The sequence below is a fragment of the Actinoplanes sp. NPDC048988 genome, from assembly GCF_043197815.1.
Lineage (GTDB): Bacteria > Actinomycetota > Actinomycetes > Mycobacteriales > Micromonosporaceae > Actinoplanes.
Map to the genome: position 1 here is coordinate 20,022 of NZ_JBICTW010000026.1, position 22,674 is coordinate 42,695.

Consider the following 22,674-nt stretch of genomic DNA (forward strand, 5'->3'; position numbering starts at 1 on the left):
CGCCGATGTCCCGGATCAAGGAGTTCCCCCTGCCCGACCTGGGCGAGGGCCTCACCGAGGGTGAGATTCTGTCCTGGCTGGTCAAGGTCGGCGACACGATCGAGCTCAACCAGCCGATCGTCGAGGTCGAGACGGCCAAGGCGGCCGTGGAGATCCCGGCGAAATGGGGCGGCGTGGTCGCCCGCATCTTCGTCGAGGCCGGCACGACGGTCGAGGTGGGCTCGCCGATCATCGCGATCGACACCGACCCGTCGGCCGGTCCGCTGCCCGGTCTGGACGGCCCGGTGCCGTCGGCCGAATCGCTGGCGGCGGTGCAGATCGCGCCGGCCGAGGGTGCCGTCGAGCCGGGCATGGCCGGCAGCCCGGCGCCCAACGCCGGTCGCACTCCGGTCCTGGTCGGTTACGGGCCACGGACGACAACGGCGAAACGACGACCCCGATTGGGTACGCCCGCAGCGGCGCCGACGGGCACAGTCACGCCGCCCCCGCCTCCCGTGCCGGCGCCCGTTCCGGCTCCGGCTCCTGCTCCGGCCCCGCATGGGCGGACGGCCGGTCCGGTGCTCGCCAAACCGCCGGTCCGTAAGCTCGCCCGCGATCTCGGCGTCGACCTCGCCGCGCTCACCGGGACCGGGCCGCTGGGGTCGGTGACGCGTGACGACGTACAGCAAGCCGCGTCAGCGCGACAGCAAGCAGCGACCGCGGCACCCACCGTGACCACCGCCCCGGCCGCGGCGGTCTTCGACGCGACCCGCGAGCAGCGCATCCCGATCAAGGGCGTGCGGAAGCTCACCGCGGAGAACATGGTCGCGTCGGCCTTCACGGCACCGCACGTCACCGAGTTCCTGACCATCGATGTGACGCGGTCGATGAAGGCGCTGGAAAAGATCAAGGGACGGCGGGAGTTCCGCGACGTCCGGATCTCTCCGTTGCTCCTGGTGGCCAAGGCGGTGCTGCTGGCCGTCAAGCGTCACCCGATGGTCAACTCGACCTGGTCCGGCGCGACCAACGAGATCGTGGTCAAGGAGTACGTGAACCTGGGCATCGCGTCGGCGACCGAACGCGGCCTGATCGTTCCCAATATCAAGGACGCTGGGCGTCTCACGTTGCGGGAGCTGGCCGAGGCGTTGAACACGCTGGTCCAGGTGGCGAGATCCGGCAAGACGCCCCCTTCCGACATGTCGGGCGGGACGCTCTCGATCACCAATGTCGGGGTGTTCGGCGTGGACACCGGCACGCCGATCCTGCCGCCGGGCGAGTCGGCGATCCTGGCCTTCGGCGCGATCAAGCCGATGCCGTGGGTGCACAAGGGGAAGGTCAAGCCGCGCCAGGTCACGACCCTGGCACTCTCCTTCGACCACCGGATCATCGACGGCGAACTGGGCTCGAAGTTCCTGCGGGACGTCGGCGAGTTCCTCACCGACCCCGAGGGAGCGTTGCTGTCCTGGACCTAGGCACACCGAAGATGCGTAGGCAACCAGTTTTCTTGACCTACGATCGTTAGGCACGTGCGCGACGTCACCCCCTAAATCGATGGCAACTCGTCTCGGTGGGTAGCACAATGGACCTACCGAGACGAGCACCACGATGTGGCCGGATGATCCCGGCACAAAAGGGAAGTGACTTAGCAATGAGCATCGCCGACCGCCTCCGCCGGCGCCGGATGATCAACCGCGAGAACCGTGCCATCGACCGGGCCTGGATGAGCGCGCCCACCCAGTCGATGCGCGATGAGATCGCTCTCATGGCCCAGCGCCGCAACTTCTGACCCCACGGCGCCACGGCCCGTCCGGATTCACTCCGGACGGGCCGTTTGCATTTTCGTGTCACGCTTAAAGATCTCTGTCAGGTCCCCTTCCGGACGTACACCGGGATTCCTCCTGCCGCCCTCGCCCGGTACGGTTGGGCACGGTCAACGAGCCGGCTCGGCCGGTCGGCACGGGGGCCGGGGTTCACGGCCGTCATTCGGCCCGGGAGTCCCGCACGGCCTGGCCTCAGAGCTGGGCACGGCCTCCGGCGCCCGCCGGCGGTCGCGTCCGTGCAAAGCCCGGCACGGCCGAAATGTATGAGGAGGCGCTCATGACGTCCGAGGGGCATTACGCCGGTTCGCGACCGGCCGAGGCCACGTCGGGCGGACCCACGTCGGACGGTTTCCCGCCGGACACCGACGGTCAGCGGGCAGCGGGCCGGGCATCGGCCCAGCCGCCCGCCGATGGTTTCCCCAGCTCGTACGGCCCACCCCCGCAGGCCACACCGAACGGCGGCTCGCCGTTCGTGGTGCCCGCGGTCTCCTCCTTCGGCCCCGCGTCCGGCCCTGACGGCCGCGGCGGGACCCCGTACGGCGCGGCCCGCGTGCCGCAGCCCGAGGAGGGTGGCGCGCTGCCGCAGCGTGGGAGCGCTTCCCCCTACGGCTCGGTCTCACCCGGCGACTCGGCGTGGGCGCCCCAGGTGCGCTCCACCCCCGACGCGGACAACCAGTTCGTCCAGCGCCAGGGCGCTCCGCTCCCGCAGCGGAACGCGAACCCGGGCGGCACGGTGGACAACTTCGAGGGGTTCAACGGCTTCGCCGCCGGCCAGCCCAGCCGCGACCAGCCCAGCCGCGACCAGTCCAGCCGCGACCAGTCCAGCCGTGACCAGTTGAGCCGTGACCAGGCCGATCCGGTCGATCCGTCGACCGGCCGCCCGCCCGGCGTCTCGGCCTTCGACAATCAGCGCGTGCGTGTGCCCGGCGCCACCCTGACCGGCCTGCCCGACGCCCCGCCGCCGGTGCGCCCGACCGGCGCCCCCGAGGCCCCGCGCCCCGCAGCGGCGGCGCCGGCCCAGCCCTCGGCCCCGGCCCCGGCCGACCCGGCCGGCGGTTTCCCGCTGCGCGGCAGCGGCGGCAACGGCTCCGCGTTCCCGACCCGAGGCGGCGGCAGCGGCGGTTTCCCGCTGCGCGGCACGCCCGGCGGCCAGGACGCCGAGGCCCCGTCGGCCGTACCCCAGCAGGGCGGCGAACTGCCCGTCCGCACCCAGCAGTCCCCGTACGGCGAGGGCTCCCCCTCCGGCGGCTTCAGCGCGTTCGGCGGCGCCGCCCCGTCTGCCCCTTCCGCTGGGGAGGAGATCCCGCCTCACCCGTACCGGTCCGAGCCGTTCGCCGACCCGTTCGGTCGCTCGACCCCCGGCGAGCCCGGCCTTCCCAGCCGTGCGCCCGACGGATCCGGTGCGGCGCTGCCCGACCCGTTCGGCCGCGGCACCTCCGACGGTCAGGCACCCTTCGGTTCGGCCCATGCCGCGGCCGAACCGCCGGCGTACGGCTCCGCTCGCCCGGCTCCGTTCGGTGAAAGCGCGCCGGAGGAGAACGCCGGCTCCCCAGCGGCCTACGGCTCGGCCCGCCCGTTCGGGCCGTCCGACGCCGAGTCGCCCTACGGCGCACCCGCGCGTTCCGAGGCCCCCGCCTACGGCTCCAGCTCCGATTCCAGCTCCGATTCCAGCTTCGGCCCCGATGCCAGCTCCGGCTTCGGCCCCGGTTCCGGTTCCGGTTCCGGTTCCGGCTTCGGCGAGGCGGCGGCCGACGAGCACGCGCCCTACCGGCGTCCCGCGCCGACCGGCGACAGCCCGTCCGGATATCCGCAGCGGGTGCCCGGCGCCGCCCTCGGCGCCCTGACCGGCTCGGCCGGCCCCGACTCCCGCAACGGTGCGGTGCCGCAGCCCCGCGATGCCTCCGACCTGCCGCCCGGCGCCCCCGCGAGCGGTTCCGCCTCGGTCAGCCCCGCTCCGGGCTCGCCCTCGACAGGCGCGGCCACCTCCGGCTCGGCAGCACCCGGCGCCCCGGCGTTCGGTTCAGCCGGCGCGGCCCCGGCCGGCTCGTCCGGCGCGGCCCCGGCCGGCTCATCCGGCGCGGCCCCGGTCGGCCCACCCGGCGCGGCCACGTTCGGCTCGGCCGGCTCCCCCGCGTTCGGTTCAACGGATTCCTCCTCGTACGGCTCAGCCGACCCCGGCGCGTTCCGCTCAGCCGACTCCGCCCCGTTCGATTCAGCCGACCCCGGCGCGTTCCGCTCAGCCGACTCCGCCTCGGCGGGATCCGCCGGCTCGGCCTCCGGCGGACCGGCCGGATCCGGTGCGGTCGGTTCGGCACGACCGGTCACGGCCAGCGCGTCGGTGCCGACGACCAGCCGGGTCGCCCCGGTCGAGGCCACCGAACTGCCGCCGCAGGCAGCCAGCCCGCAGGCGCGGGTCTACGGCCGGGCGGCACCCGCCGAGCCCGACCAGGAAAGCGCCTCCTCCGCGAACTTCCCGTCGGCCCCGGCCCAGGACTTCCAGCCGGCCGCCGACTTCAGCGAGCCGACCGGCATGTTCACCGCGCGTCCCGACGAGGGCTTCGGCCAGCGCCCGGACGAGCCCGGCACCCCCGGCGTCGCCCCGCAGTCACCGGCCCGGGCCAGCGCCCGCGTCTCGCCCACCGGCGCCGCTTCGGCCTCGGCGGCGATCCCGGCCGGCGCCCCCGCCGCGCCGGAAACCGCCTCGCCTTACGGCCCCGGCGCGGACGGTTCGCCCTACGGCAACCAGCCCGGCTCCGGCCCGGAGGGCTCGCCCTACGGCGGTGGCACCTACGGCTCGCCCTCCAGCGGTGCGCCCGCCGGCAACGCTCCCGCCAGCGGCTCACCGTTCGGCGGTGGCACCTACGGTTCGCCCTCCAGCGGTGCGCCCACGGGTAACGCCCCCGCCAGCGGCTCACCGTTCGGCGCCGCCCCGGAGAAGCCAGCGAGCGGTTCGCCCTACGGCCAGCCCGGCGACGCCCCGTTCGGCCAGCAGAACGATTCGCCATACGGAGCCCAGCAGGGCGATTCGCCGTACGGCGGACAGCAGGGCGATTCGCCGTTCGGCGGACAGCAAAGCGACTCTCCGTTCGGCGGCCCGCAGGGCGACTCGCCATACGGCCAGCAGAGCGATTCGCCGTTCGGCGGCCAGCAGAACAGTCCGCTGTACGGCGGCCAGCAAGGCGACTCTCCGTTCGGCGGCCCGCAGGCCGACTCGCCATACGGCGCACAGCAGGCCGACTCCCTGTACGGCAAGCAAGGTGACTCGCCGTTCGCTCCGCAAGGCGACGGGCAGCCTGACTCGCCGTACGGGCAGCAGAACGACTCGCCCTTCGGTGCGCCCGCTGGGTCGTCGTTCGGGCCGCGGCCGGGTGAGTCGCCGAACGGCAACTCGCCGTTCGGGCCTCGGCCCGGTGACGCGCCGTTCGGGGAGCGTCCGGGGGCTCGGCCCGATCAGTTCAACGAGCTCACCACCGATGTCGCCGGCCGCGACCAGCAGCCCTACGTGCCCGCGCCCGCGCTGCCGCCGATGCCTCCAGGCCTCAACGGCTTCTCCGGGCCGAACGGCGGTCAGCCGGGCGGCTTCGTGCCGGGCAGTGGGCCCGACGGCGGCTTCGGGCCCGAGACCAGCGGCGGCTTCGGCAGTGCGGCGAGCCGGGCCACGGTGACCCCGCCCAGCCCGAACGACACCACCAGCTGGCCTGGTCCCGACTCCGACCAGGGCAAGTTCGACAGCTTCAAGCCGGACGCCCCGGCGGCGAAGCCGGAGACGCCGCACGTACGGGTGTTCCCGATCCTGCTCGCCGTCGTGCTCGGCGCGATCGTCCTGCTCGGTGTCGTCTTCGGCCTGGTGTTCCTGGTCGCCGGCGGCAAGGACGAGGCTGCCATGAAGACCGGCGACTGCGTCAAGCAGGACGGTTCGGCCGCGGTCAAGGCCGAGTGTGGCGGCAGCAACACCTTCAAGGTCGTCTCCATCGTGGACGACAAAACCCAATGCGCCGACCCGGCCAACCCGTCGGTTCTCACCACCACCGGCGACGGCAAGTCGCAGGTGCTCTGCCTCAAGCCCAACAAGTGACCGCCTTGTCATCCTGACCACCTTCGTGCCGTGCCGGCGTCGCCGGTACGGCACGATGGTCGGATGACTGGACGTGTGCGGGCGCCGGAGCTCCGGGGCCGAGGCTGGCTGAACACCGGTGGCCGGGATGTGACCCTCGCCGACCTGCGCGGCAAGATCGTCATTCTGGACTTCTGGACCTTCTGCTGCATCAACTGCCTGCACGTGCTCGACGAGCTGCGGCCGCTCGAGCAGAAGTACGGTGACGCCCTGGTCGTGATCGGCGTCCACTCACCGAAGTTCGAGCACGAGCGCGACCCGAAGGCGCTGGCCGCCGCCGTGGAGCGGTACGGCGTACACCACCCGGTCGTCGACGACGGCGACATGCACCTCTGGCAGCAGTACGCGGCCAAGGCCTGGCCCACGATCGCGGTCGTCGACCCGACCGGCTACCTGGTCGCCTCGATGGCCGGCGAGGGCCACGCCGAGGGACTGTCCCGCCTGATCGACGAGCTGATCGCCAAGCACACCGCCGACGGCACGCTGCACCGCGGCGACGGCCCGTACGTGCCGCCGCCCGCGCCCGACACCCTGCTGCGCTTCCCCGGCAAGGCGATCGAGCTGGCCAACGGAAACCTGCTGGTCAGCGACTCCACCGGCCACTCGGTGGCCGAGATCGAGGCGGACGGCGAGACGCTCGTACGCCGGTTCGGCCCGTTCAACGAGCCGCAGGGCCTGCTGCTGCTCCCGTCCGACGTCGCCGCCACCGCCGGCTACGACGTGGTCATCGCCGACACCGTGAACCACCAGTTGCGCGGGCTGCGCCTGTCCGACGGCGAGATCACGCTGGTCGCCGGCTCGGGCCGCCCCTGGCGTTCCGCCGTCGACGAGCACCCGCACGACGCGCTCGCCACCGACCTCTCCTCGCCGTGGGACCTGGCCTGGTTCGACGACAAGGTGATCATCGCGATGGCCGGCATCCACCAGCTCTGGTGGTTCGACCCGATCAAGCGCACGGTGGGCGTCTACGCCGGCACCACTGTCGAGTCGCTGCGCGACGGCCCGATTCCCGACGTCTGGATGGCGCAGCCGTCCGGCCTCTCCGTCGGCGGTGACCGGCTGTGGATCGCCGACAGCGAGACCTCGGCCGTCCGCTACATCGAGGCCGGGGTCATGCACACCGCGGTGGGCCAGGGCCTGTTCGACTTCGGTCACGTGGACGGCCCGGCCAAACAGGCTCTGCTCCAGCATCCGCTCGGCGTGGCCGCCCTGTCCGACGGCTCGGTCCTGATCGCCGACACCTACAACGGCGCTGTCCGCCGCTACGACCCCGCCACCGACACGGTTTCGACCGTCGACTCGGGCCTGGCCGAGCCGAGCGACGTGCTGGTCACCTCGACCGGCGACGTGATCGTGGTCGAGTCGGCCGCCCACCGGCTGACCCACCTGGCCCCCGGCGCCGTCCAGAGCGTGGCCGGGGAACGCCACCGCACCGAGCGCCCGCCCACGCCTGTCGCCTCCGGCGAGCTGACCCTGGACGTCATCTTCACACCGGCGCCGGGCCAGAAGCTGGACACGCAGTTCGGCCCGTCCACCCGCCTGGAGGTTTCCGCGTCGCCGCCGGAGCTCCTGCTTTCCGGCGCCGGCGTCACCACGGACCTGTCGCGCCCGCTGGTGATCAACCCCGACGTACCCAAGGGCGTTCTTCAGGTCGTGGCCCAGGCCGCCACCTGCGACGTCGACGTGGAGTTCGCCGCCTGCCACCTGACCCGCCAGGACTGGGGCGTCCCGGTGGTCGTCACCGCCGACGGCCCCGACCGTCTCCCGCTGATCCTCCGAGGCTTGGACGAGGCGTAGCCCAGGGCCCGCCCTCCCAGAAGGGGGCCCCCATCCTCTACAGCCATCCTCCCCGAATCAGCGATGACCGCGAAGAGGGCTGTGGATAACTCACGATCCTGTGGATGAAGCGAACGGCGCAACGGTCAGCCCGGCTTCGCGCAACCCCGCGCGGACCCGGGCGGCCAGCGACACCGCGCCGGGCGTGTCCCCGTGGACGCAGATCGACGTGACCGGCGACGGCACCACCCGGCCGTCGACGGTCTCGACCACCTGCTCGACCGCCATCCGTACAGCCTGATCCACCACCGCGTCCGCGTCGTGCAGCACCGCGCCCGGCTGCGAGCGCGGCATGAGCGTCCCGTCCGCCTGGTAGCCCCGATCCGCGAAGCCTTCACCCACCACGGTCAACCCGGCGTCAACAGCGAGCCGGCTAAGTGTCGACCCCGGCTGGCAGAGGACCGGCAGCGCCGCGTCGTAGGCGCGGACCGCCGCGACCACCGCCCCCGCCTGCACCTCGTCGACCGCCGCCACGTTGTAGAGCGCCCCGTGCGGCTTCACATACGCAACCCGGCCGAAGGCGCTCAACGCCCCGATCTGGTACAGGATGTCGTCGCGGAGCTCGTCCGGCTCGTACTCGATCCGCCGCCGTCCGAAGCCCGCGAGATCGCGATAGCCGACCTGGGCGCCGATCGCCACGCCTTTGGCGGTTGCCGCTTCGCAGACGCGCCGCATGGTGGACGGGTCGCCGGCGTGGAAGCCGCAGGCCACGTTGGCCGAGGTCACGATGTCGAGCAGCGCCTCGTCGTCGCCGAGGCGCCACCGGCCGAATCCTTCGCCGAGGTCGGCGTTGAGGTCAATGGAGGGCACGGAACCGAACCGTAGTCCCCGGCCGCGCCTGCGCGAGTGGGGTGACGTCGTCGACCACGCCGATCACCGGGTAGCCGCCGGTTGTCGGGTGGTCGGCCAGGAAGATCAACGGCTGCCCGTCGGCCGGCACCTGAATCGCGCCCAGCACCACCCCTTCGGAGGGCAGTTCGCCGGCCTTGGTGCGGGTCAGGGCGCTGCCGGCCAGCCGGCAGCCGACGCGGTTGCTCATCGGGCTCACCCGGTACGGGTTCTCGAACAGCTCCCGGCTCTCGTACCAGTCGTCGCGCGGACCGAGCCACACCCCGAGTTCCAGCTCCGTGGGGTGGTTAGCCGGCGAACCACCTTCCACGACCGCCGCCCCGCCGGCCGTTCCGATCGGCAGCGTCGCCCCGTCGGTGAGCTTGGCCGGCCCGAGCCCCGACAGCGTGTCGGTCGATCGGCTGCCCAGCACCGGCTCGACGTCGATCCCGCCGGCCACCGCGATGTAGGACCGCACACCCGTGGCGGCCCGGCCGATGTCGAGCACCGAGCCCGCCGGCACCTCGACCACGCCTTGAGAAAAAGCGCCTTGGAAAGAAGCGCCTTGGAGAGAAGCGCCCGTGACCGCGACCCGCGCCGCCCTCTCGAACCGCAGCGAGCATCCCATCAGCGTGGTCTCCAGCCCGGCCGCCTCCGGCGGGTTGCCGACCATCGCGTTGGCCCGCCGCAGCGCCGGCCCGTCCAGCGCCCCCGACCGGGGAACCCCGAGATGGGCGTACCCGGGCCGGCCGAGATCCTGCACAGTCGTCAAGGGGCCGGCCCGCATCACCGTGATCATGAGGTGGGCACGAGCTTCACGCGAGCTCCCGGGCTGAGTGTGGCCGGCGCGTCCCGGCGTACGTCAAATAATTTCAAGGCCGTACGGCCGACCAGCCGCCACCCGCCCGGCGAAGCTGACGGATAAATCCCGCAATAGGTGTCGGCAAGCGCCACCGACCCGGCCGGAACGCGAGGCCGCGGAGCGGCGAGCCGGGGAACCGCCCATTCCGATGGCAGGCCGCGCAGATAGCCGAAACCGGGAGCAAAGCCGCTGAAAGCCACCGTGAAGTCCGTCGTGACGAGCCGTCCGATCGCCTCGTCCACCGTCACCTGCCAGAGATCGGCGACGTCGGCCAGGTCTTCGCCGTCGAAGACGGTCGGCACTTCCACGAGCGGCCCCTCGACCGCCGGGGCTGCCTCCAGCGACGAGGCCCAGCTCTCCACCAGCGAAGCCGTGCCCGGAGCGACGCCGTCGAGCAGCACGGTCGCCGCCCCCGGAACGATGTCGATCACCGAGAGTTCACCTCGGCCGCGCCGCCGCCAAAGCTCCCGGCGCCACGATTCGACCTGGTCGGAGTCGTGGCACTCGATCAGCAGCGCAGTCGCGCCGACCTGTCGTAGCCTCATCACGACACCCTAGTTCTACTTGCCAGTAACTTACGATACCGTAACCTGGAGTCGTGACGACCTCCGCACCGTTTCGAATGAAGCCGGCCGATCTCGGCAAGCCGCGCCTTCGCGGCCGGTTGCACCAGTATGCGTTCTTCGTCGCCGTCGTCGGCGGCATCGTGCTGTGCTCGATCGCGCTCAGCCGACCGGGCTTCTCGCCGTTCTTCAGCGTCCTGGTCTACAGCGCGACCGTCTGCGGCCTGTTCGGCATCAGCGCGCTCTACCACCGTCGGGTCTGGAGCGAACGCGGCTACCAGATCATGCGGCGGGCCGACCACTCGATGATCTTCATCTTCATCGCCGGCACGTACACACCGTTCTGCGTCCTGCTGCTGCATCCGGGCAAGGCGACGATGATGCTGTCGCTGATCTGGGGCGGAGCCCTCGGCGGGGTGGCCCTCAAGACGATCTGGCCGCACCTGCCGCGCTGGGCCGGGGCGCCGCTCTACCTCGCGCTGGGCTGGGGCGCCGTCGCGATCCTGCCCGACGTCCTGCACACCGGCGGCGTCACCTGCCTCGTCCTGCTCGCGGTGGGCGGGGTCATCTACAGCGTCGGCGCCGTCTTCTACGCGCTGCGCCGGCCCAACCCGTGGCCCGCGGTCTTCGGTCACCACGAGTTCTTCCACGCGTGCACACTGGTGGCCGCGCTCTGCCACCACATCGCGATCTACTTCGCGCTGTACGCGTAGTCGGTCTTGACGCCCGGGTTGTCATAGGCGACCCGGGCCCGCTGCACATCCTCGATGTGGGTCTCGGCCCAGTTCTCCAGCGCCCTGACCAGTCCCAGCAGGCTCTGACCGAGCTCGGTGAGCCGGTAGTCGACGCGCGGCGGCACCTCGGCGTGCACCGTACGGATGATCAGGCCGTCGCGCTCCAGGCCCCGCAACGTCTGGGTCAGCATCTTCGGGCTCACGCCCTGGATCTTCTTCGACAGCGCCGTATAGCGCTGCGGCCCGTCGGCCAGCATCACCACGATCAGGACACTCCACGTGTCGCCGATCCGGTCGAGAATCTGCCGGCTCGGGCAGTCCTTCGCGTACGCGGTCACTTCCATGCGGGTAAGTATTGCACTCCAAGGTGCCTACTATCGAATGGGAAGTGTTGGCTGACCAGGCATGTTGGCTCCAACTGGCAGACCAATCCAGAGGAGCTCCCATGACCATCGTTGTTACCGGCGCCACCGGACATCTCGGCCGCCTCGCCATCGAGTCGTTGCTGGCCAAGGGCGTACCGGCCACTGACATCGTCGGCATCGGCCGCCAGGTCGAGAAGATCGCCGACCTCGGTGTGACGGTCAAGAAGGCGTCATACGAGGACCCGGAGAGTCTGCGAGCTGCCTTCGAGGGTGCGGACAAGGTCCTGTTCATCTCGGCCAGCGAGCCCGGCCAGCGCATCTCGCAGCACACCAACGTCGTCGAGGCCGCGAAGGCCGCCAGGGTCGGGCAGATCGTCTACACCAGCGCGCCGAAGGCCGACACCACCGACATGAAGCTGGCCGGTGAGCACGCGGTCACCGAAAAGCTGATCAAGGACTCCGGGCTTCCGTACGTGATTCTGCGGAACGGCTGGTACGTCGAGAACTACCCGGTCGACCAGGCGGTCGAGCAGGGCCTGGTCGGCGCGTCCGGCGACGGCAGGATCAGCCTGGCTCCCCGCGCCGACTACGCCGAGGCGGCCGCGGCGGTCCTCGTCACCGACGGGCACGAGGGCAGGACCTACGAGCTGGGCGGCGAAGCCCTCACCAAGGCCGAGCTGGCCGCCGAGATCTCCCGCCAGACCGGCAAGCCGGTGACCTACACCGACCTGGACGTCGACAAGTACATCGAGCTGCTGGTCGGCGTGGGCCTGCCGCGCGCGGCGGCCGAGGTCTTCGCCGACGTCGACCGGGCCACGGCGGAGGGCGCGCTCTTCGTTCCGCGCGACGACCTCGAGAAGCTGCTCGGCCGGCCGGCGACCCCGGTCGCGGACGCCGTCAAGGCCGCCGTCTGATCCGCCGGTGAAGCGCGCGACGCCGGCACGGCCGCTAGGGGGAAGCGGCCGGCCGGCGTCGCGGGTCTTTTGTCAGTAACCCGGGGGCGGGGGCGGCGGGGCGTCCTCGCGCCGGGTCTCGCGGTACTCGCTGCGAATCTGCTGGTTCGGAGCGACCACCGGAGCGGCGGTCTGCCGGGTCACCACCGTGCGGCGCCGGCTGTTCCAGTACCAAAGCGTGATGATGAGCCCGACCAGGCCGGCCGCCATCAGGATCCAGCCGATGATGTTGATGTCGAGCCCGCTGATGTCCGCGTTGACGGCGAACGCGAGAATCGCGCCTACCGCCAGCAGGAAAATGCTGCCGCCGATGCCCATCACGGGCCTCCTTGATCATCACCGGGGTCAATGCGTTGATGATGGGTTACCCACCCGCCCGATTCCTCAATCAGACAAACTGTCGGCATGACCGCACGGACGCTCGTTCTGCTCCGCCACGCCAAGGCCGAGATCATCGGCGACAATCAAGACGACTTCGACCGTAAGCTGACCGAGCGCGGTGAGGCCGACGCCGACGCCGCCGGCGCCTGGCTGGCCGACGAGCGCCTTCACCCCGACCTGGTCCTCTGCTCCACCGCCGCCCGTACCCGCCAGACCTGGCAGGGTGTCTCGATCGCGCTGGCCCAGGCCAAGCCGGGCGGCGGCGCTCCTGAGGTGCGTTACGAGGAGTCGCTCTACCTCGGCGGACGCACCGAGGTCTTCGACCTGTTGCGCGCCGTCCCCGACTCGGTTCGCACGGTCCTGGTGGTGGGCCACAACCCCACCGTCTCCGAGGTCTCGCTGCTCCTGATCCCGGACGAGCAGTACGACGGCAACGACATCGTGCTCAAGACAGCGGGGCTCGCCGTCCACCGGGAGGAAGGTTCCTGGTCGACGACGGAGCCCCGCGCCATGCACCTGATCGGGCGGCACACCGCCCGCGGTTAACGCTTGACGGTCACCGCCACGCTGCTGGCCCGGCCGTCGTTGTAGCCGGCCTTGCGGGCCACGACGGTGAGCACGAGCTTCTTGGCGCGCATCGCCTTGGTCAGCTTCAGCTTCGTGCCGGTGCTGATCAGCTTGCCGTTCAAGCGCCACTCGTAGCGGTACGAGTCCGGCTTGAACGACCAGCCGCCGGTGGAGACGGACAGGGTGCGGCCGACCTTGGGCGTGCCGAGGACGACCGGCCGCTTGGTGCTCCGGGGCGCCGCTCCCTTGGCGACCACGGCCGAGGCGGCCGACGTGGCGGCGCCGGACGGGTGACCGGCGCGGCTCGCCGTCACCGTGACGGTCAGGCGCTTGCCGAGCACGGCCGGACCGGGCCGGTACGACTGGAAGACCGCCCCCTTGATCGTCACGCCGTTCGCGGCCCAGCGGTAGGTGTACGCGGTCGGCGCGGGCGTCCAGGCGCCCACGACGGCCTTGACGACCGAGCCGACCGCGACGGCGCCGGTGATCGACGGCGCCCTGGTGGCCTTCACCGGAGCGGGCGGGGCCGGCGGCGCCGGCGGCGCCGCCACACCGGTGGTGAGCGCGGCGCCCTGGCCGTCGGCCGGCTGCACGGTCAGCGACCAGCCGTACGTGCCGTCGGCGACGGCCCGCCCGGCCGAGTCCTTGCCGTCCCAGGTCGCGGTGACCAGGCCACGGGCGGACGTGCCGGAAATCGTACGAAGCACCCCGCCGGCCGAGTTGCGGAAGGTCAGCTGCCAGGACGAGCCCGGCTTCGACAGCCACCAGCTGCCCGACCAGTTGGCGACGGTGGTCGGCACCGTGGAGTCGATGACGCTCAGCGCGGAGGTGGGAACGCCACTCGGGACCACGTGAACGCGCTCGTCCTGGTCGGCCCAGGCGACGCCGCCGCCGAAGCGGTCCACCGTCCACGAGTCACGCGGGCGGGTCGACGGCCCGACCGCGCCGATCACCCGGGCCACCTGACCGGGATGGTAGAGGTCGGTCAGCCTCAGCTCGCCTGCCTCGGTCTGCTCGGCGTAGTAGCCGTCGCCCAGCAGCACCCTCTGCCCCGGAGCGCCGACGTTGGTCTTCGCCACCCGGTCGTAGACGCCGGCGCCGTACACCGTGCCGTACTCGTTGCAGGCCCAGTAGACCCAGCGGCCGACGGCCTGCAGCTCGGTCGGCTTGCAGTCGTTGCTGGTCGTGAAGGACTCCACGGCGGTCGTGCCGGGGATGCGGGTGGCGGTCACCTTGCCGCCCTCGGCCGCGGCGCTCCACAGCGTGTTTCCCCAGACGGCGGCCGAGACGTAGTTGCGCTTCTGCACCACGGACCCCGACCGGAAGTCGCCGACGCTCTGCGCTCCGCCGCCGTTGTCGATCAGCCCGTACCGGCCGGACAGGTCGGTCAGATCGGCGGAGGAGAAGCCGGTGTTCACCGTCGGGCCCGCGGTCGAGGTGGACCCGTTGGCATACAGGACGGTCTTTTCGCTGTACGTGGCTTCGCGGCGCCCGTGGTACCCGGTGCCGTCGGCGAACATGGTGACGCAGGCCGGCTCGCTGCCGTTGATGTAGCAGGACGCGTCGTCGCCCATGAGCCAGGCGTCCTGGGTGCTCTTCTCGATCCCGGGCGTCCCGCCGGTGGCCAGCCAGGTGCTCCGGTACGCGCCCAGGTAGGTCGAGGGCTCGTAGATCGTGCTGTTGACCGCGGTGGTGAGGATGCCGCTGCCCAGCGCGATGCCCCACGTCCGGGCCGGCATCGGGGCCACGTCGGCCACCTCGGCCCGCTTGAGCGAGCCGTCGGCGGCCTGGGTGATCCGGTAGATGCCCCAGTCGAGGTCGCCGTACTGGACGAACTTCGCCGCGCCGGCCACCAGAACCGAGCCGTCCGGCGCCTGGACGATCTCGTGCGCGGCCGGGCTCATGACCTGGGTCAGGCCCGCGTCGGGCTCGTCGACCGGCAGCGACCACAGTTCCTGGCCGCGGTAGAGGTTGTTGCCGGGACCGACCGGGTCGACCGCGAGCAGGGAGGAGCCCACGATGCCGTACGCGGCGTCGGCGGTGAACGGCCCGGACTCGGCGGTCCGCGGCGCGGCCGTCAGATCGTCCCGGTCGAACACGTCCATCTGCGACCGGGCCCACCGGTTCCGCACGATCGACTCGGCGCCGAGCCGGAAGCCCTTGACCTCCCAGCCCTCGTCGTCCGCGCCGAGCCGGTCGGGCAGCGCGGAGGCGGCCGCGGTGGCCAGGTCCACGATGGACCAGTGGGGCCACTGGTCGCCCGCCACCTTGTAGCGCAGAATGACCGAACGGGCGTCACCGTCCTCGACGGTGATCTCGGTGGCGGTGTCGGGCAGCCCCGGCACCGCGGTCGCGGAACCGGCGCGCCAGACGTGGACCTGCTGCGGTCCGTCGCCCTCGCCGGTGCTGGTGAGCACCACGCCGCCGAAGGTGCCCTGGTATGAGTGCCCATCGGGCAGCACGAGCTCGCTGGTGACGGCGCCCGCCCCGGACTGGAGTGTGACCCGCCCGTCCTGGTACACCGCGACCGTGTCGCTGCCGGCGCCGTACCACCCGGGGCTCCATGACGGGCCCGACGGGAAGTTGCCGCCGTCCTGGTTGTACTCGACCTTCCTGGGCAGGCGGAAGGTCAGCGCGGTGGCGACCTGAGTGGCGTAGCTGGTCCAGAGGAGGCGGTCGTCGCCCTCCTGGGCCCAGAGGAAGCCGCTGGTGCCCGCGTTGAGGATGCGGGTCGCACGGGGGACGTACCGGGACGCGGCCGGGACGACCACCTCGCCGGCGGGCGCCGCCGTCGCTCGGGTGACCGGCGCCGCCTGGGCGGGCAGACCGGTCAGGATGATTCCGACGCCTAGGGCCGTTGCGGCCAGACTCCGGATGGCTGGAGCCACCGATCCTCCTGGAGGAGAAGAAAGAGAGGTGTGGTGGCGTTTCCGGAAACCGTCACGGAGCGCGCCCCCGCACGCGTGGAGCGCAGCGTAACAGTCATCTATCTCGAAGATCAACGAAAAAGGCCGGCCTTCCGGCCGGCCTTTCTCCTGGTGGAACGGATCAGAAAACGTCTTCGGACAGGTCCATCAGGTCCAGGGTGGTGTTCTCGATGATGCGGCGGTCGGAGCCGACGCGCGGCAGGATCTCGCGGACGAAGAAGCGGGCCGCGGCGACCTTGCCCTCGTAGAAGTTCTTGTCGGCGGCCGAGACCTCGCGGCCGAGGGCCTTGAGGGCCACGTCGGCCTGGCGCAGCAGCAGCCACGCGAGGACGACGTCGCCCAGCGCGAGCAGGACGCGGCGGGAGCTCAGGCCCACCTTGTACAGCTCGCGGGTGTCGCCGCCCTGCACCGCGGCCAGCCAGCCCATGGTCACGCCGAGGATCTGCTGGAGCTCGCCCAGGGCCTTGCCGAGGGCGAGGCGCTCCTCCTTGAGCTGGCCGTTGCCGGCCTCGCTCTCGATGAACGACTGGATCTCGGTGGCGAGGGTCGCCAGCGCCCGGCCCTGGTCCTTCACGATCTTGCGGAAGATCAGGTCGAGGCTCTGGATCGCCGTGGTGCCCTCGTACAGGGTGTCGATCTTCGCGTCGCGGACGTACTGCTCCAGCGGGTAGTCCTGCAGGAAGCCGGAGCCGCCGAAGGTCTGCAGCGACTCGTGGCCGAGCAGTTCGTACGCCCGCTCCGAACCGACGCCCTTGACCAGCGGCAGCAGCAGGTCATTGACCTTGCTCGCGGCCTTGGCGGCGGCGGTGTCGCCGGCCGCCTCGGCGATGGCGATCTTGTCCTGCCAGGTCGCGGTGTAGATGACCAGCGCGCGCAGGGCCTCGGAGTACGACTTCTGCAGCATCAGCGAACGGCGCACGTCGGGGTGGTGCGTGATCGTGACGCGCGGGGCGGCCTTGTTGTCGTTCTGCACCAGGTCGGCGCCCTGTACGCGGTTCTTCGCGTACTCGAGGGCGTTCAGGTAACCCGTGGACAGGGTGGCGATCGCCTTCGTGCCGACCATCATCCGGGCGTACTCAATGATCATGAACATCTGCCGGATGCCCTCGTGCTTCTCGCCCAGCAGCCAGCCCTTGGCCGGAGTGCCGTGCTCGCCGAAGGTCATCTCGCACGTGTTGGAGGCCTTCAGGCCCATCTTGTGCTCGACGTTCGTGGCGTAGACGCCGTTGCGCTCGCCCAGCTCGCCGGTCTCGGCGTCGAAGTGGTATTTCGGCACGATGAACAGCGACAGGCCCTTGGTGCCGGGGCCGCCCACACCCTCCACGCCGACCGGGCGGGCCAGCACGTAGTGGACGATGTTGTCGGTCAGGTCGTGCTCACCCGAGGTGATGAAGCGCTTGACGCCCTCGATGTGCCAGGAGCCGTCCGGCTGCGGGATGGCCCGGGTGCGGCCGGCTCCCACGTCCGAGCCGGCGTCGGGCTCGGTGAGGACCATGGTCGAGCCCCACTGCTTCTCGACGAAGAGCTTCGCCCACTGCTTCTGCTCCTCGGTGCCCTCCTCGTGCACGACGTGCGCGAACGACGGGCCGGAGGAGTACATCCAGACCGGGGCGTTGGCGCCGAGGATGTTCTCGGCGAGCGCCCACCACAGGGCCCGCGGGGCGAGGGTGCCGCCGAGGCTGCTCGGCAGGTCGAGGCGCCAGAACTCGGAGGCCATCCACTGCTCGAACGACTTCTTGAACGACTCCGACAGCGGCGCGGTGTGCGTGGCGGGGTCGAAGACCGGCGGGTTGCGGTCGGCCTCGGTGTAGCTGGTCGCGAGATCTTCGGTCGCGAGGCGGTGCACCTCGGTCAGAACGTCCTTGGCGGTCTCCGCGTCGATGTCCTCGTACGGCGCCTGGCCGAACGCACGATCAGCCTCGAAGACCTCGAACAGATTGAACTGGAGGTCCCGAAGGTTGCCCTTGTAGTGAGTCATGGTGCTGGCCCCGCTCTCCGAACGCCCGCCGGTCTTGGAGTTACCCGTCAGTAACCCCCACTGTATTACTGATCGGTAGAGGCGGACAAGCCGCAAGCCGTTTCGTGACCGACCACCCGCGTGTGGGGGTCTGTCCGTCGGTTCGCACATCAAACGCCTCCGATCGGGTGGGCAGCAGGACAGCCGTTCGGCTATTTGCGTGCTCCCATGCGCCCCAGACGTATCGGAGGGTTCTTCGGCTCGTTGCTGTGGATAGACGTTCATTCAAGCCGCCAAGGGGGCGCGCATGTTCGCCACGATCAAGAGCCTGATTCCGGAGCCTCGCCAGGCGGACCAGCCACGTCACTACGTCGGGCGCCACCGCAAGCCGGAACCCGTGCCCGTACCGATCTCGCCCGCGCCCGCTCCGCCCACCGGCGAGTCGGTTCCCGAGGGCGACGCTTCGGCTCTCGAGGGCAAGACCCAGGAGATCGCCGCGGCTTAACTGCCCGCGGCGCCGACCTCCCAGCTCGGCATCGGCATCGTCGCGCCGCCGTCCGGGCCCGCGTACTCCAGCAGGACCAGCGCGATGTCGTCCTCGAGACGGCCGTGCACCCAGTCGACCAGGGCGGTCTCGAGCGAGGCGAGACCATCACCGACCGTGCCGTGGCCCAGCAGCCGCCAGGCCCGGTCGGCGGTCGGGAAGAACTCGCCCTCCCGGCGGGCCTCGCCGAGCCCGTCGGTGAACAGCAGCAACCGGTCGCCCGGCTCCAGCCGCTCGACCCGCGCCTTCACCTCGGGCATGAAACCCAACGGGGGCGCCGGCGCCGGCGGCTCCAGCGGAATGACCTGGCCTCGCCGCAGCAGCAGCGGGGCCGGGTGTCCACAGTTGACGATCGTGAGCGTGCCGCCCCGCTCCTCGACCAGGGCCGCGGTCACGAAATCCTCGTCGCCGACGCTGCGCGCGACCGCCCGGTCGAGGTCGGTCACCAGAGCTTTCAGATCATTGCGTTCGTACGCCACGTGCCGGTACGAGCCGAGCACGATGCTGGCCAGGCGGACGGCGTCCAGGCCCTTGCCGCGCACGTCGCCGATGATGATGCGAACCCCGTACGGCGTGTCGAGCGCCTCGTAGAGGTCCCCGCCGATGTCGGCCGCGGCCGTGGCCGAGATGTAACGCCCGGCGACCGCGAGCGAGCCGACCTGCGGGCCGAGCGGCCGCAGAACCGCCTGCTGGGCGACCGCGGCCAGGCGCTGCAACTCGGCGATCTTGTCGTCCTGACGCTGCCTGATCATGGCCACCGCCGACGCGATGCCGGTGGCCAGCAGAATGCCGATCAGGTTGACCATGCCGGCCACGCTGACCGGCCCGGCCGCGCCGACGAAGGCCACCCCGACGATCGTCGCGACGATCCCGACGACGAGAACCGTCTGCCAGAAGGCGAAGACGGCGGCCAGGAACGGGACGGCCGCGAACAGGCCCACGAAGTCGGCGGTGCGCGGGTCGGCCAGCTCCACCGCGGACACGACGGCGAGCAGCACGACGGCCGCGCCGAGGCCGGCGCGGGATCCAGGGCTCAGCGGGCGGCGACGGCCCGACGACGGAGTAGGCATGGTTACGCGACACAGCATGCCCGATCAGAGCGACGGACTGCACTAACTTGACCCGTAGTCTGAGCGGGTTCTGACCGCGCGGCGGAATGCTTCAGCCGCACGATGACAGGATGTCGGCGTGGCGAGCGACTTCCGTGATCACCTTCGTGATCGCCTCAAGGCCGGTTTCCGCTGGACCGACCCCGGCGACGGCAGCGGCTATCTGGTCAGCGACCGGTCCGGCTGGTGGCGCGACCCGGTGATCCTCGACAAGCTCGGCGACGGCCTGGCCGGCCTGTTCCGCGCCGACCACCCGACCGTGGTGGTCGCTCCGGAGGTGACCGGTTTCCTGGTCGGCCCGCTGGTGGCCCGGGCGCTGGGCGTCGGCTTCGTCGAGGCCTACCGGGCCGGGGCGCGACGGCCGATCGCCGAACCGATGATCTGGGCCGAGATCCCGTCCGATCATCGGGGCGAGAAACAGCATTTGGGGGTACGCCGTCAGCTGCTCACGCCGGACGACCGCGTGCTCGTGGTCGACGACTGGGCGTCCACCGGCGCCCAGGCCCGGGGCCTGCGCACCCTGTTCGGCGCCGGCTACGTGGGCACCGCGGTGATCGTGGACGAGACGCCGCCGCCGGTGGCTCGCGAGTTGACCATCCGCGGCCTGCTCAGCGGCGACGACATCGAGCCCTAGTCGGTGACCAGGCCCCGGTTGGCGACGTAGCCGACCGGGGTGTACTCGGCGACACCGGCCTTGACGTACGGGTCCTCGGCGATCAGTTCGAGGGCCCGCTCCCGCTCGGTCACCTTCAGCACGAGCACCCCACCGACCGGCGGGTCCTGCCGCCCGGCCGAGGCGAGCAGTCCGCGCTGCTCAAGCGAGTCCACAAAGGCCAGGTGCTCGGCCCGGACGGCGTCGACCTGCTCGACCGGCACGACGTACTTCGAGATCATCAGATACACGTCCGCAATCGTACGATCAATTTCATGAACGACTTCGGGCAGTACGGCATCTGGGTGCCCGGCCGCTTCTGGCCGGACGACGCCAACGTGGTCGCCGCGGCGGCGCATGAGCTGGAAGAACTGGGCTACGGCTCGGTGTGGATCGGCGGCAGCCCGCCGGACGACCTGTCCCTGCCCGAGGCCATCCTGGCCGCCACGTCGACACTGGTGGTGGGCACCAGCATCGTCGACATCTGGCACAGCGACGGCGACGAGCTCGCGGCCAGCCACTTCCGCCTGAGCTCCCTGTTCCCCGGCCGCTTCTACCTGGGCGTCGGCTCGGGCCACGCCCCCACCGCGGCCTCGGTCGGCGAGGCGTACGTCAAGCCCTTGACCAGGCTCAAGTCCTTCCTCACGGACAAGCTCGAGCGCGTCCCGCACGAGGAACGCCTGATCGCGGCCCTGGGCCCGAAGACCCTGGAGGCGGCCCGCGACCTGACCGCCGGCGCCCTGCCGTACCTGATGCCACCCGCCCACGCCGCCGAGGCCCGCGCGATCCTGGGCCCCGACCGCCTGCTCATCCCCGAACAGAAGGTCTTCGTCGGCACCGATCCCGCCCAGGCCCGGGCGGTGGCCCGCCGGGTCCTGAAGCCCTACCTGACGCTGCCCAACTACACCAACCAGTGGCGCCGCTTCGGCCTGACCGACGACGACCTGGCCCACGACGGCAGCGACGCCTTGGTCGACCTGACGGTCACCTGGGGCGGCCCGGACGCGATCCGCACCGGCATCCGGACCCACTTCGACGCCGGCGCCGACCACGTCGCCATCCAGGCCCTCTCGGCCGACGCCAGCCCGCACCTCCCCCGAGACGAGTGGCGCCGCATCGCCGAGATCCTTTTCTGAGGTTTCTTCCGGGCGGTTCCGGGCGACCGAGCGGCCGATGTTGCCGGACACTTCCGAAAAGTTACCTTTCAGGAGTGTTTTTGCAGATCACCGCGCGACCGGACCCCCGGCTGGTCGCCACCGCCCTGCGCCACGGCCTGCGCCGTCCGGTGCTGATCGCCCGGGTGGCCGGCTGGGCCGCGATCGCACTGGCCGCCCTGCACGTCCTGACCGGCAGCGGCCTGGACATCCCCCTGCTGGCGGTCGGCGCACTCCTGGCCGTAGGCGTCCCCCTCCTCCTGATCACCACCGGCACCCGCCGCTCGGTCGACGCGGGCCATCTGACGACATACGAGATCAGCGACAGCGGCGTGGCCCTCTCCACCCTCGAAAGCCGCCACGCCTACGCCTGGACCGCCTTCACCACAGTCGCTCACCTGCCCCACCAGCTCGTCTTCGCCCGCAGCCGCGCCCGCTTCCTCCCCATCCCCACCACCGGCCTGACCCCGGCCCAGATCGACCAGGTTCTGGGCACCGCCGCCCGCCACGGCCTCCAGATCCACCACAGCCATGGCACCCTCACCCCATGAGACGGTTCTTGGTCGTCCACGACTACGGCATGGGCGGTTTGTGGTGGTGGGTATGGGCCACGTCCCCCGAGGACATCCTGGAAACCATCGCCGAGGTCGAGGTGATCACCGACGAGGCGACCATCCGCGAGATGGGCCCCCTGGCTGAGGAGGAGCTGCACTTGGACGCCCTCTCCGGAACTTCCTTGGCCGACCTGCGAGACCAGCGCACCGCCCATCGCTCACTACCCGGCTACGGCGCCTTAGCCGGCCGTGACCGCGTATACCTACGCGAAGACGAGGACCAAACCATCACCTTCGTGGAGTTGGGCCCCGACGGTCGCCGCCTACGCGAGGTCATAGTGACCCCCCATGGCGCATTCCGCCTGGCCAACGACCTGCCGAACCCGCCGAGAGACCTCCGAGACCCCCGCTACTCCCAGCTCGAGATCACTCACCTCGAGTTCGAGGCGGCATGGAAGCGATCCCTGCCCTACCCCGAAGACGAGGAACACCCCTAAGCCCCAGCCCCGGCCAGCCCCACCCCCACCGACCGCACCCCACCGACCGCACCCCACCGACCGCGCCCCACCGCACCGTGGGGGTCTGGGGGGTCGCCCCCCAGGCATGAAATGCAAGGAGGCCCGGCCCACGTTCTCCGTGGGCACGGGCCTCCTACCTCCGAGCGGGTGACGGGAATCGAACCCGCGCTGTCAGCTTGGGAAGCTGATGTTCTGCCATTGAACTACACCCGCGTAGCGGGCCCCACTGTACCTGATTGCGGCACTCTGTGGCGGGA

The 22,674-nt window shown here is 71.1% G+C and carries 21 protein-coding genes and 1 tRNA gene; 12 read left to right on the plus strand and 10 right to left on the minus strand.

Going from position 1 to position 22,674, the window contains the following annotated elements; all coding sequences use genetic code 11:
• Positions 1-5 precede the first annotated feature (5 nt).
• The 4 genes from ACGFJ7_RS43975 to ACGFJ7_RS43990 all read left to right on the plus strand — a co-directional run bounded on the left by ACGFJ7_RS43975 (position 6) and on the right by ACGFJ7_RS43990 (position 7,710).
• A complete protein-coding gene (locus ACGFJ7_RS43975) occupies positions 6-1,451 on the plus strand; it encodes a dihydrolipoamide acetyltransferase family protein (RefSeq protein WP_360248095.1) in 1,446 nt (481 codons plus the stop codon).
• Between the two features lie 176 nt (positions 1,452-1,627).
• Complete coding sequence (locus ACGFJ7_RS43980) at positions 1,628-1,765, plus strand: hypothetical protein (RefSeq protein ID WP_179855508.1); 138 nt, start codon at positions 1,628-1,630, stop codon at positions 1,763-1,765.
• 311 nt (positions 1,766-2,076) lie between these two features.
• The gene (locus tag ACGFJ7_RS43985) at positions 2,077-5,874 is read left to right on the plus strand and encodes a hypothetical protein (RefSeq protein ID WP_392648197.1); all 3,798 of its coding nucleotides are present in this window, start codon (positions 2,077-2,079) and stop codon (positions 5,872-5,874) included.
• Between the two features lie 63 nt (positions 5,875-5,937).
• Positions 5,938-7,710: an NHL domain-containing thioredoxin family protein gene (locus tag ACGFJ7_RS43990; RefSeq protein ID WP_392648200.1), complete on the plus strand. Its 1,773-nt coding sequence runs from the start codon at positions 5,938-5,940 to the stop codon at positions 7,708-7,710.
• Positions 7,711-7,800: 90 nt separating this feature from the next.
• Here ACGFJ7_RS43990 and ACGFJ7_RS43995 read toward each other — a convergent pair whose 3' ends face one another.
• The 3 genes from ACGFJ7_RS43995 to ACGFJ7_RS44005 are packed head-to-tail and all read right to left on the minus strand — an operon-like array spanning position 7,801 to position 9,984.
• Positions 7,801-8,550: a LamB/YcsF family protein gene (locus tag ACGFJ7_RS43995; RefSeq protein WP_392648272.1), complete on the minus strand. Its 750-nt coding sequence runs from the start codon at positions 8,548-8,550 to the stop codon at positions 7,801-7,803.
• Positions 8,546-9,376 carry a biotin-dependent carboxyltransferase family protein gene (locus ACGFJ7_RS44000; protein WP_392648203.1) on the minus strand — a complete coding sequence of 277 codons (831 nt, stop codon included), beginning with the start codon at positions 9,374-9,376 and terminating at the stop codon, positions 8,546-8,548. The genes ACGFJ7_RS43995 and ACGFJ7_RS44000 overlap by 5 nt, the downstream gene beginning before the upstream one ends.
• Positions 9,373-9,984, minus strand: a complete 612-nt coding sequence (locus ACGFJ7_RS44005; RefSeq protein WP_392648206.1) for an allophanate hydrolase subunit 1 — start codon at positions 9,982-9,984, stop codon at positions 9,373-9,375. Before ACGFJ7_RS44005 ends, ACGFJ7_RS44000 begins: the two co-directional genes overlap by 4 nt.
• A 53-nt stretch (positions 9,985-10,037) precedes the next feature.
• Here ACGFJ7_RS44005 and ACGFJ7_RS44010 point away from each other — a divergent pair, with 53 nt between their 5' ends.
• Positions 10,038-10,715: a hemolysin III family protein gene (locus ACGFJ7_RS44010; protein WP_360248085.1), complete on the plus strand. Its 678-nt coding sequence runs from the start codon at positions 10,038-10,040 to the stop codon at positions 10,713-10,715.
• Here ACGFJ7_RS44010 and ACGFJ7_RS44015 read toward each other — a convergent pair.
• Positions 10,694-11,080, minus strand: a complete 387-nt coding sequence (locus ACGFJ7_RS44015; RefSeq protein ID WP_360248083.1) for a helix-turn-helix domain-containing protein — start codon at positions 11,078-11,080, stop codon at positions 10,694-10,696. The genes ACGFJ7_RS44010 and ACGFJ7_RS44015 overlap by 22 nt on opposite strands.
• Before the next feature lie 101 nt (positions 11,081-11,181).
• Between ACGFJ7_RS44015 and ACGFJ7_RS44020 the strand changes: the two genes are divergently transcribed.
• On the plus strand, positions 11,182-12,015 hold the full coding sequence (locus tag ACGFJ7_RS44020; RefSeq protein ID WP_392648210.1) for an SDR family oxidoreductase: 834 nt from the start codon (positions 11,182-11,184) through the stop codon (positions 12,013-12,015).
• 72 nt (positions 12,016-12,087) lie between these two features.
• Here the strand turns inward: ACGFJ7_RS44020 and ACGFJ7_RS44025 are convergent, their stop codons facing one another.
• On the minus strand, positions 12,088-12,372 hold the full coding sequence (locus tag ACGFJ7_RS44025) for a DUF6458 family protein (protein WP_360248080.1): 285 nt from the start codon (positions 12,370-12,372) through the stop codon (positions 12,088-12,090).
• Between the two features lie 87 nt (positions 12,373-12,459).
• On the opposite strand from ACGFJ7_RS44025, the gene ACGFJ7_RS44030 reads away from it, so the two are divergent.
• The gene (locus ACGFJ7_RS44030) at positions 12,460-12,981 is read left to right on the plus strand and encodes a histidine phosphatase family protein (RefSeq protein WP_360248078.1); all 522 of its coding nucleotides are present in this window, start codon (positions 12,460-12,462) and stop codon (positions 12,979-12,981) included.
• Here ACGFJ7_RS44030 and ACGFJ7_RS44035 read toward each other — a convergent pair.
• A complete protein-coding gene (locus ACGFJ7_RS44035) occupies positions 12,978-15,890 on the minus strand; it encodes a FlgD immunoglobulin-like domain containing protein (RefSeq protein WP_360248076.1) in 2,913 nt (970 codons plus the stop codon). The two genes, ACGFJ7_RS44030 and ACGFJ7_RS44035, sit on opposite strands and share 4 nt — an antisense overlap.
• Before the next feature lie 160 nt (positions 15,891-16,050).
• Positions 16,051-17,907 (minus strand): acyl-CoA dehydrogenase, encoded by a 1,857-nt coding sequence (locus ACGFJ7_RS44040; RefSeq protein WP_360248074.1) that lies wholly within the window; start codon positions 17,905-17,907, stop codon positions 16,051-16,053.
• A 286-nt stretch (positions 17,908-18,193) separates the two neighbouring features.
• Between ACGFJ7_RS44040 and ACGFJ7_RS44045 the strand changes: the two genes are divergently transcribed.
• On the plus strand, positions 18,194-18,391 hold the full coding sequence (locus tag ACGFJ7_RS44045) for a hypothetical protein (RefSeq protein WP_360248072.1): 198 nt from the start codon (positions 18,194-18,196) through the stop codon (positions 18,389-18,391).
• Here the strand turns inward: ACGFJ7_RS44045 and ACGFJ7_RS44050 are convergent.
• The gene (locus ACGFJ7_RS44050; protein ID WP_360248070.1) at positions 18,388-19,518 is read right to left on the minus strand and encodes a SpoIIE family protein phosphatase; all 1,131 of its coding nucleotides are present in this window, start codon (positions 19,516-19,518) and stop codon (positions 18,388-18,390) included. The two genes, ACGFJ7_RS44045 and ACGFJ7_RS44050, sit on opposite strands and share 4 nt — an antisense overlap.
• Before the next feature lie 100 nt (positions 19,519-19,618).
• Here ACGFJ7_RS44050 and ACGFJ7_RS44055 point away from each other — a divergent pair, with 100 nt between their 5' ends.
• Positions 19,619-20,173 (plus strand): phosphoribosyltransferase, encoded by a 555-nt coding sequence (locus ACGFJ7_RS44055; RefSeq protein ID WP_360248068.1) that lies wholly within the window; start codon positions 19,619-19,621, stop codon positions 20,171-20,173.
• On the opposite strand, the gene ACGFJ7_RS44060 is transcribed toward ACGFJ7_RS44055, so the two are convergent.
• Positions 20,170-20,433 carry a YciI family protein gene (locus ACGFJ7_RS44060; RefSeq protein ID WP_360248333.1) on the minus strand — a complete coding sequence of 88 codons (264 nt, stop codon included), beginning with the start codon at positions 20,431-20,433 and terminating at the stop codon, positions 20,170-20,172. The genes ACGFJ7_RS44055 and ACGFJ7_RS44060 overlap by 4 nt on opposite strands.
• Before the next feature lie 33 nt (positions 20,434-20,466).
• Between ACGFJ7_RS44060 and ACGFJ7_RS44065 the strand changes: the two genes are divergently transcribed.
• The 3 genes from ACGFJ7_RS44065 (at position 20,467) to ACGFJ7_RS44075 (ending at position 22,396) form a co-directional block, all read left to right on the plus strand.
• On the plus strand, positions 20,467-21,327 hold the full coding sequence (locus tag ACGFJ7_RS44065; protein WP_392648214.1) for an LLM class F420-dependent oxidoreductase: 861 nt from the start codon (positions 20,467-20,469) through the stop codon (positions 21,325-21,327).
• 74 nt (positions 21,328-21,401) lie between these two features.
• Positions 21,402-21,896, plus strand: coding sequence for a YcxB family protein (locus ACGFJ7_RS44070; protein ID WP_360248064.1), 495 nt, complete (start codon positions 21,402-21,404; stop codon positions 21,894-21,896).
• Complete coding sequence (locus ACGFJ7_RS44075; RefSeq protein WP_360248062.1) at positions 21,893-22,396, plus strand: hypothetical protein; 504 nt, start codon at positions 21,893-21,895, stop codon at positions 22,394-22,396. Before ACGFJ7_RS44070 ends, ACGFJ7_RS44075 begins: the two co-directional genes overlap by 4 nt.
• 163 nt (positions 22,397-22,559) lie before the next feature.
• Here the strand turns inward: ACGFJ7_RS44075 and ACGFJ7_RS44080 are convergent.
• A tRNA-Gly gene (locus ACGFJ7_RS44080) sits at positions 22,560-22,630 on the minus strand.
• Between the last annotated feature and the right edge of the window lie 44 nt (positions 22,631-22,674).

Excerpts from the sequence above, each read along its gene's own strand:
- ACGFJ7_RS44015 (WP_360248083.1), bottom strand. The coding sequence starts at position 11,080 with ATGGAAGTGACCGCGTACGCGAAGGACTGCCCGAGCCGGCAGATTCTC.
- ACGFJ7_RS44025 (WP_360248080.1), bottom strand. The coding sequence starts at position 12,372 with ATGGGCATCGGCGGCAGCATTTTCCTGCTGGCGGTAGGCGCGATTCTC.
- ACGFJ7_RS44060 (WP_360248333.1), bottom strand. The coding sequence starts at position 20,433 with ATGATCTCGAAGTACGTCGTGCCGGTCGAGCAGGTCGACGCCGTCCGG.
- ACGFJ7_RS44075 (WP_360248062.1), top strand. The coding sequence starts at position 21,893 with ATGAGACGGTTCTTGGTCGTCCACGACTACGGCATGGGCGGTTTGTGG.
- ACGFJ7_RS44050 (WP_360248070.1), bottom strand. The coding sequence starts at position 19,518 with ATGCTGTGTCGCGTAACCATGCCTACTCCGTCGTCGGGCCGTCGCCGC.
- ACGFJ7_RS43980 (WP_179855508.1), top strand. The coding sequence starts at position 1,628 with ATGAGCATCGCCGACCGCCTCCGCCGGCGCCGGATGATCAACCGCGAG.
- ACGFJ7_RS43990 (WP_392648200.1), top strand. The coding sequence starts at position 5,938 with ATGACTGGACGTGTGCGGGCGCCGGAGCTCCGGGGCCGAGGCTGGCTG.
- ACGFJ7_RS43985 (WP_392648197.1), top strand. The coding sequence starts at position 2,077 with ATGACGTCCGAGGGGCATTACGCCGGTTCGCGACCGGCCGAGGCCACG.
- ACGFJ7_RS44045 (WP_360248072.1), top strand. The coding sequence starts at position 18,194 with ATGTTCGCCACGATCAAGAGCCTGATTCCGGAGCCTCGCCAGGCGGAC.
- ACGFJ7_RS44005 (WP_392648206.1), bottom strand. The coding sequence starts at position 9,984 with ATGAGGCTACGACAGGTCGGCGCGACTGCGCTGCTGATCGAGTGCCAC.
- ACGFJ7_RS44030 (WP_360248078.1), top strand. The coding sequence starts at position 12,460 with ATGACCGCACGGACGCTCGTTCTGCTCCGCCACGCCAAGGCCGAGATC.
- ACGFJ7_RS43975 (WP_360248095.1), top strand. The coding sequence starts at position 6 with ATGTCCCGGATCAAGGAGTTCCCCCTGCCCGACCTGGGCGAGGGCCTC.
- ACGFJ7_RS44000 (WP_392648203.1), bottom strand. The coding sequence starts at position 9,376 with ATGATCACGGTGATGCGGGCCGGCCCCTTGACGACTGTGCAGGATCTC.
- ACGFJ7_RS44040 (WP_360248074.1), bottom strand. The coding sequence starts at position 17,907 with ATGACTCACTACAAGGGCAACCTTCGGGACCTCCAGTTCAATCTGTTC.
- ACGFJ7_RS44020 (WP_392648210.1), top strand. The coding sequence starts at position 11,182 with ATGACCATCGTTGTTACCGGCGCCACCGGACATCTCGGCCGCCTCGCC.
- ACGFJ7_RS44065 (WP_392648214.1), top strand. The coding sequence starts at position 20,467 with ATGAACGACTTCGGGCAGTACGGCATCTGGGTGCCCGGCCGCTTCTGG.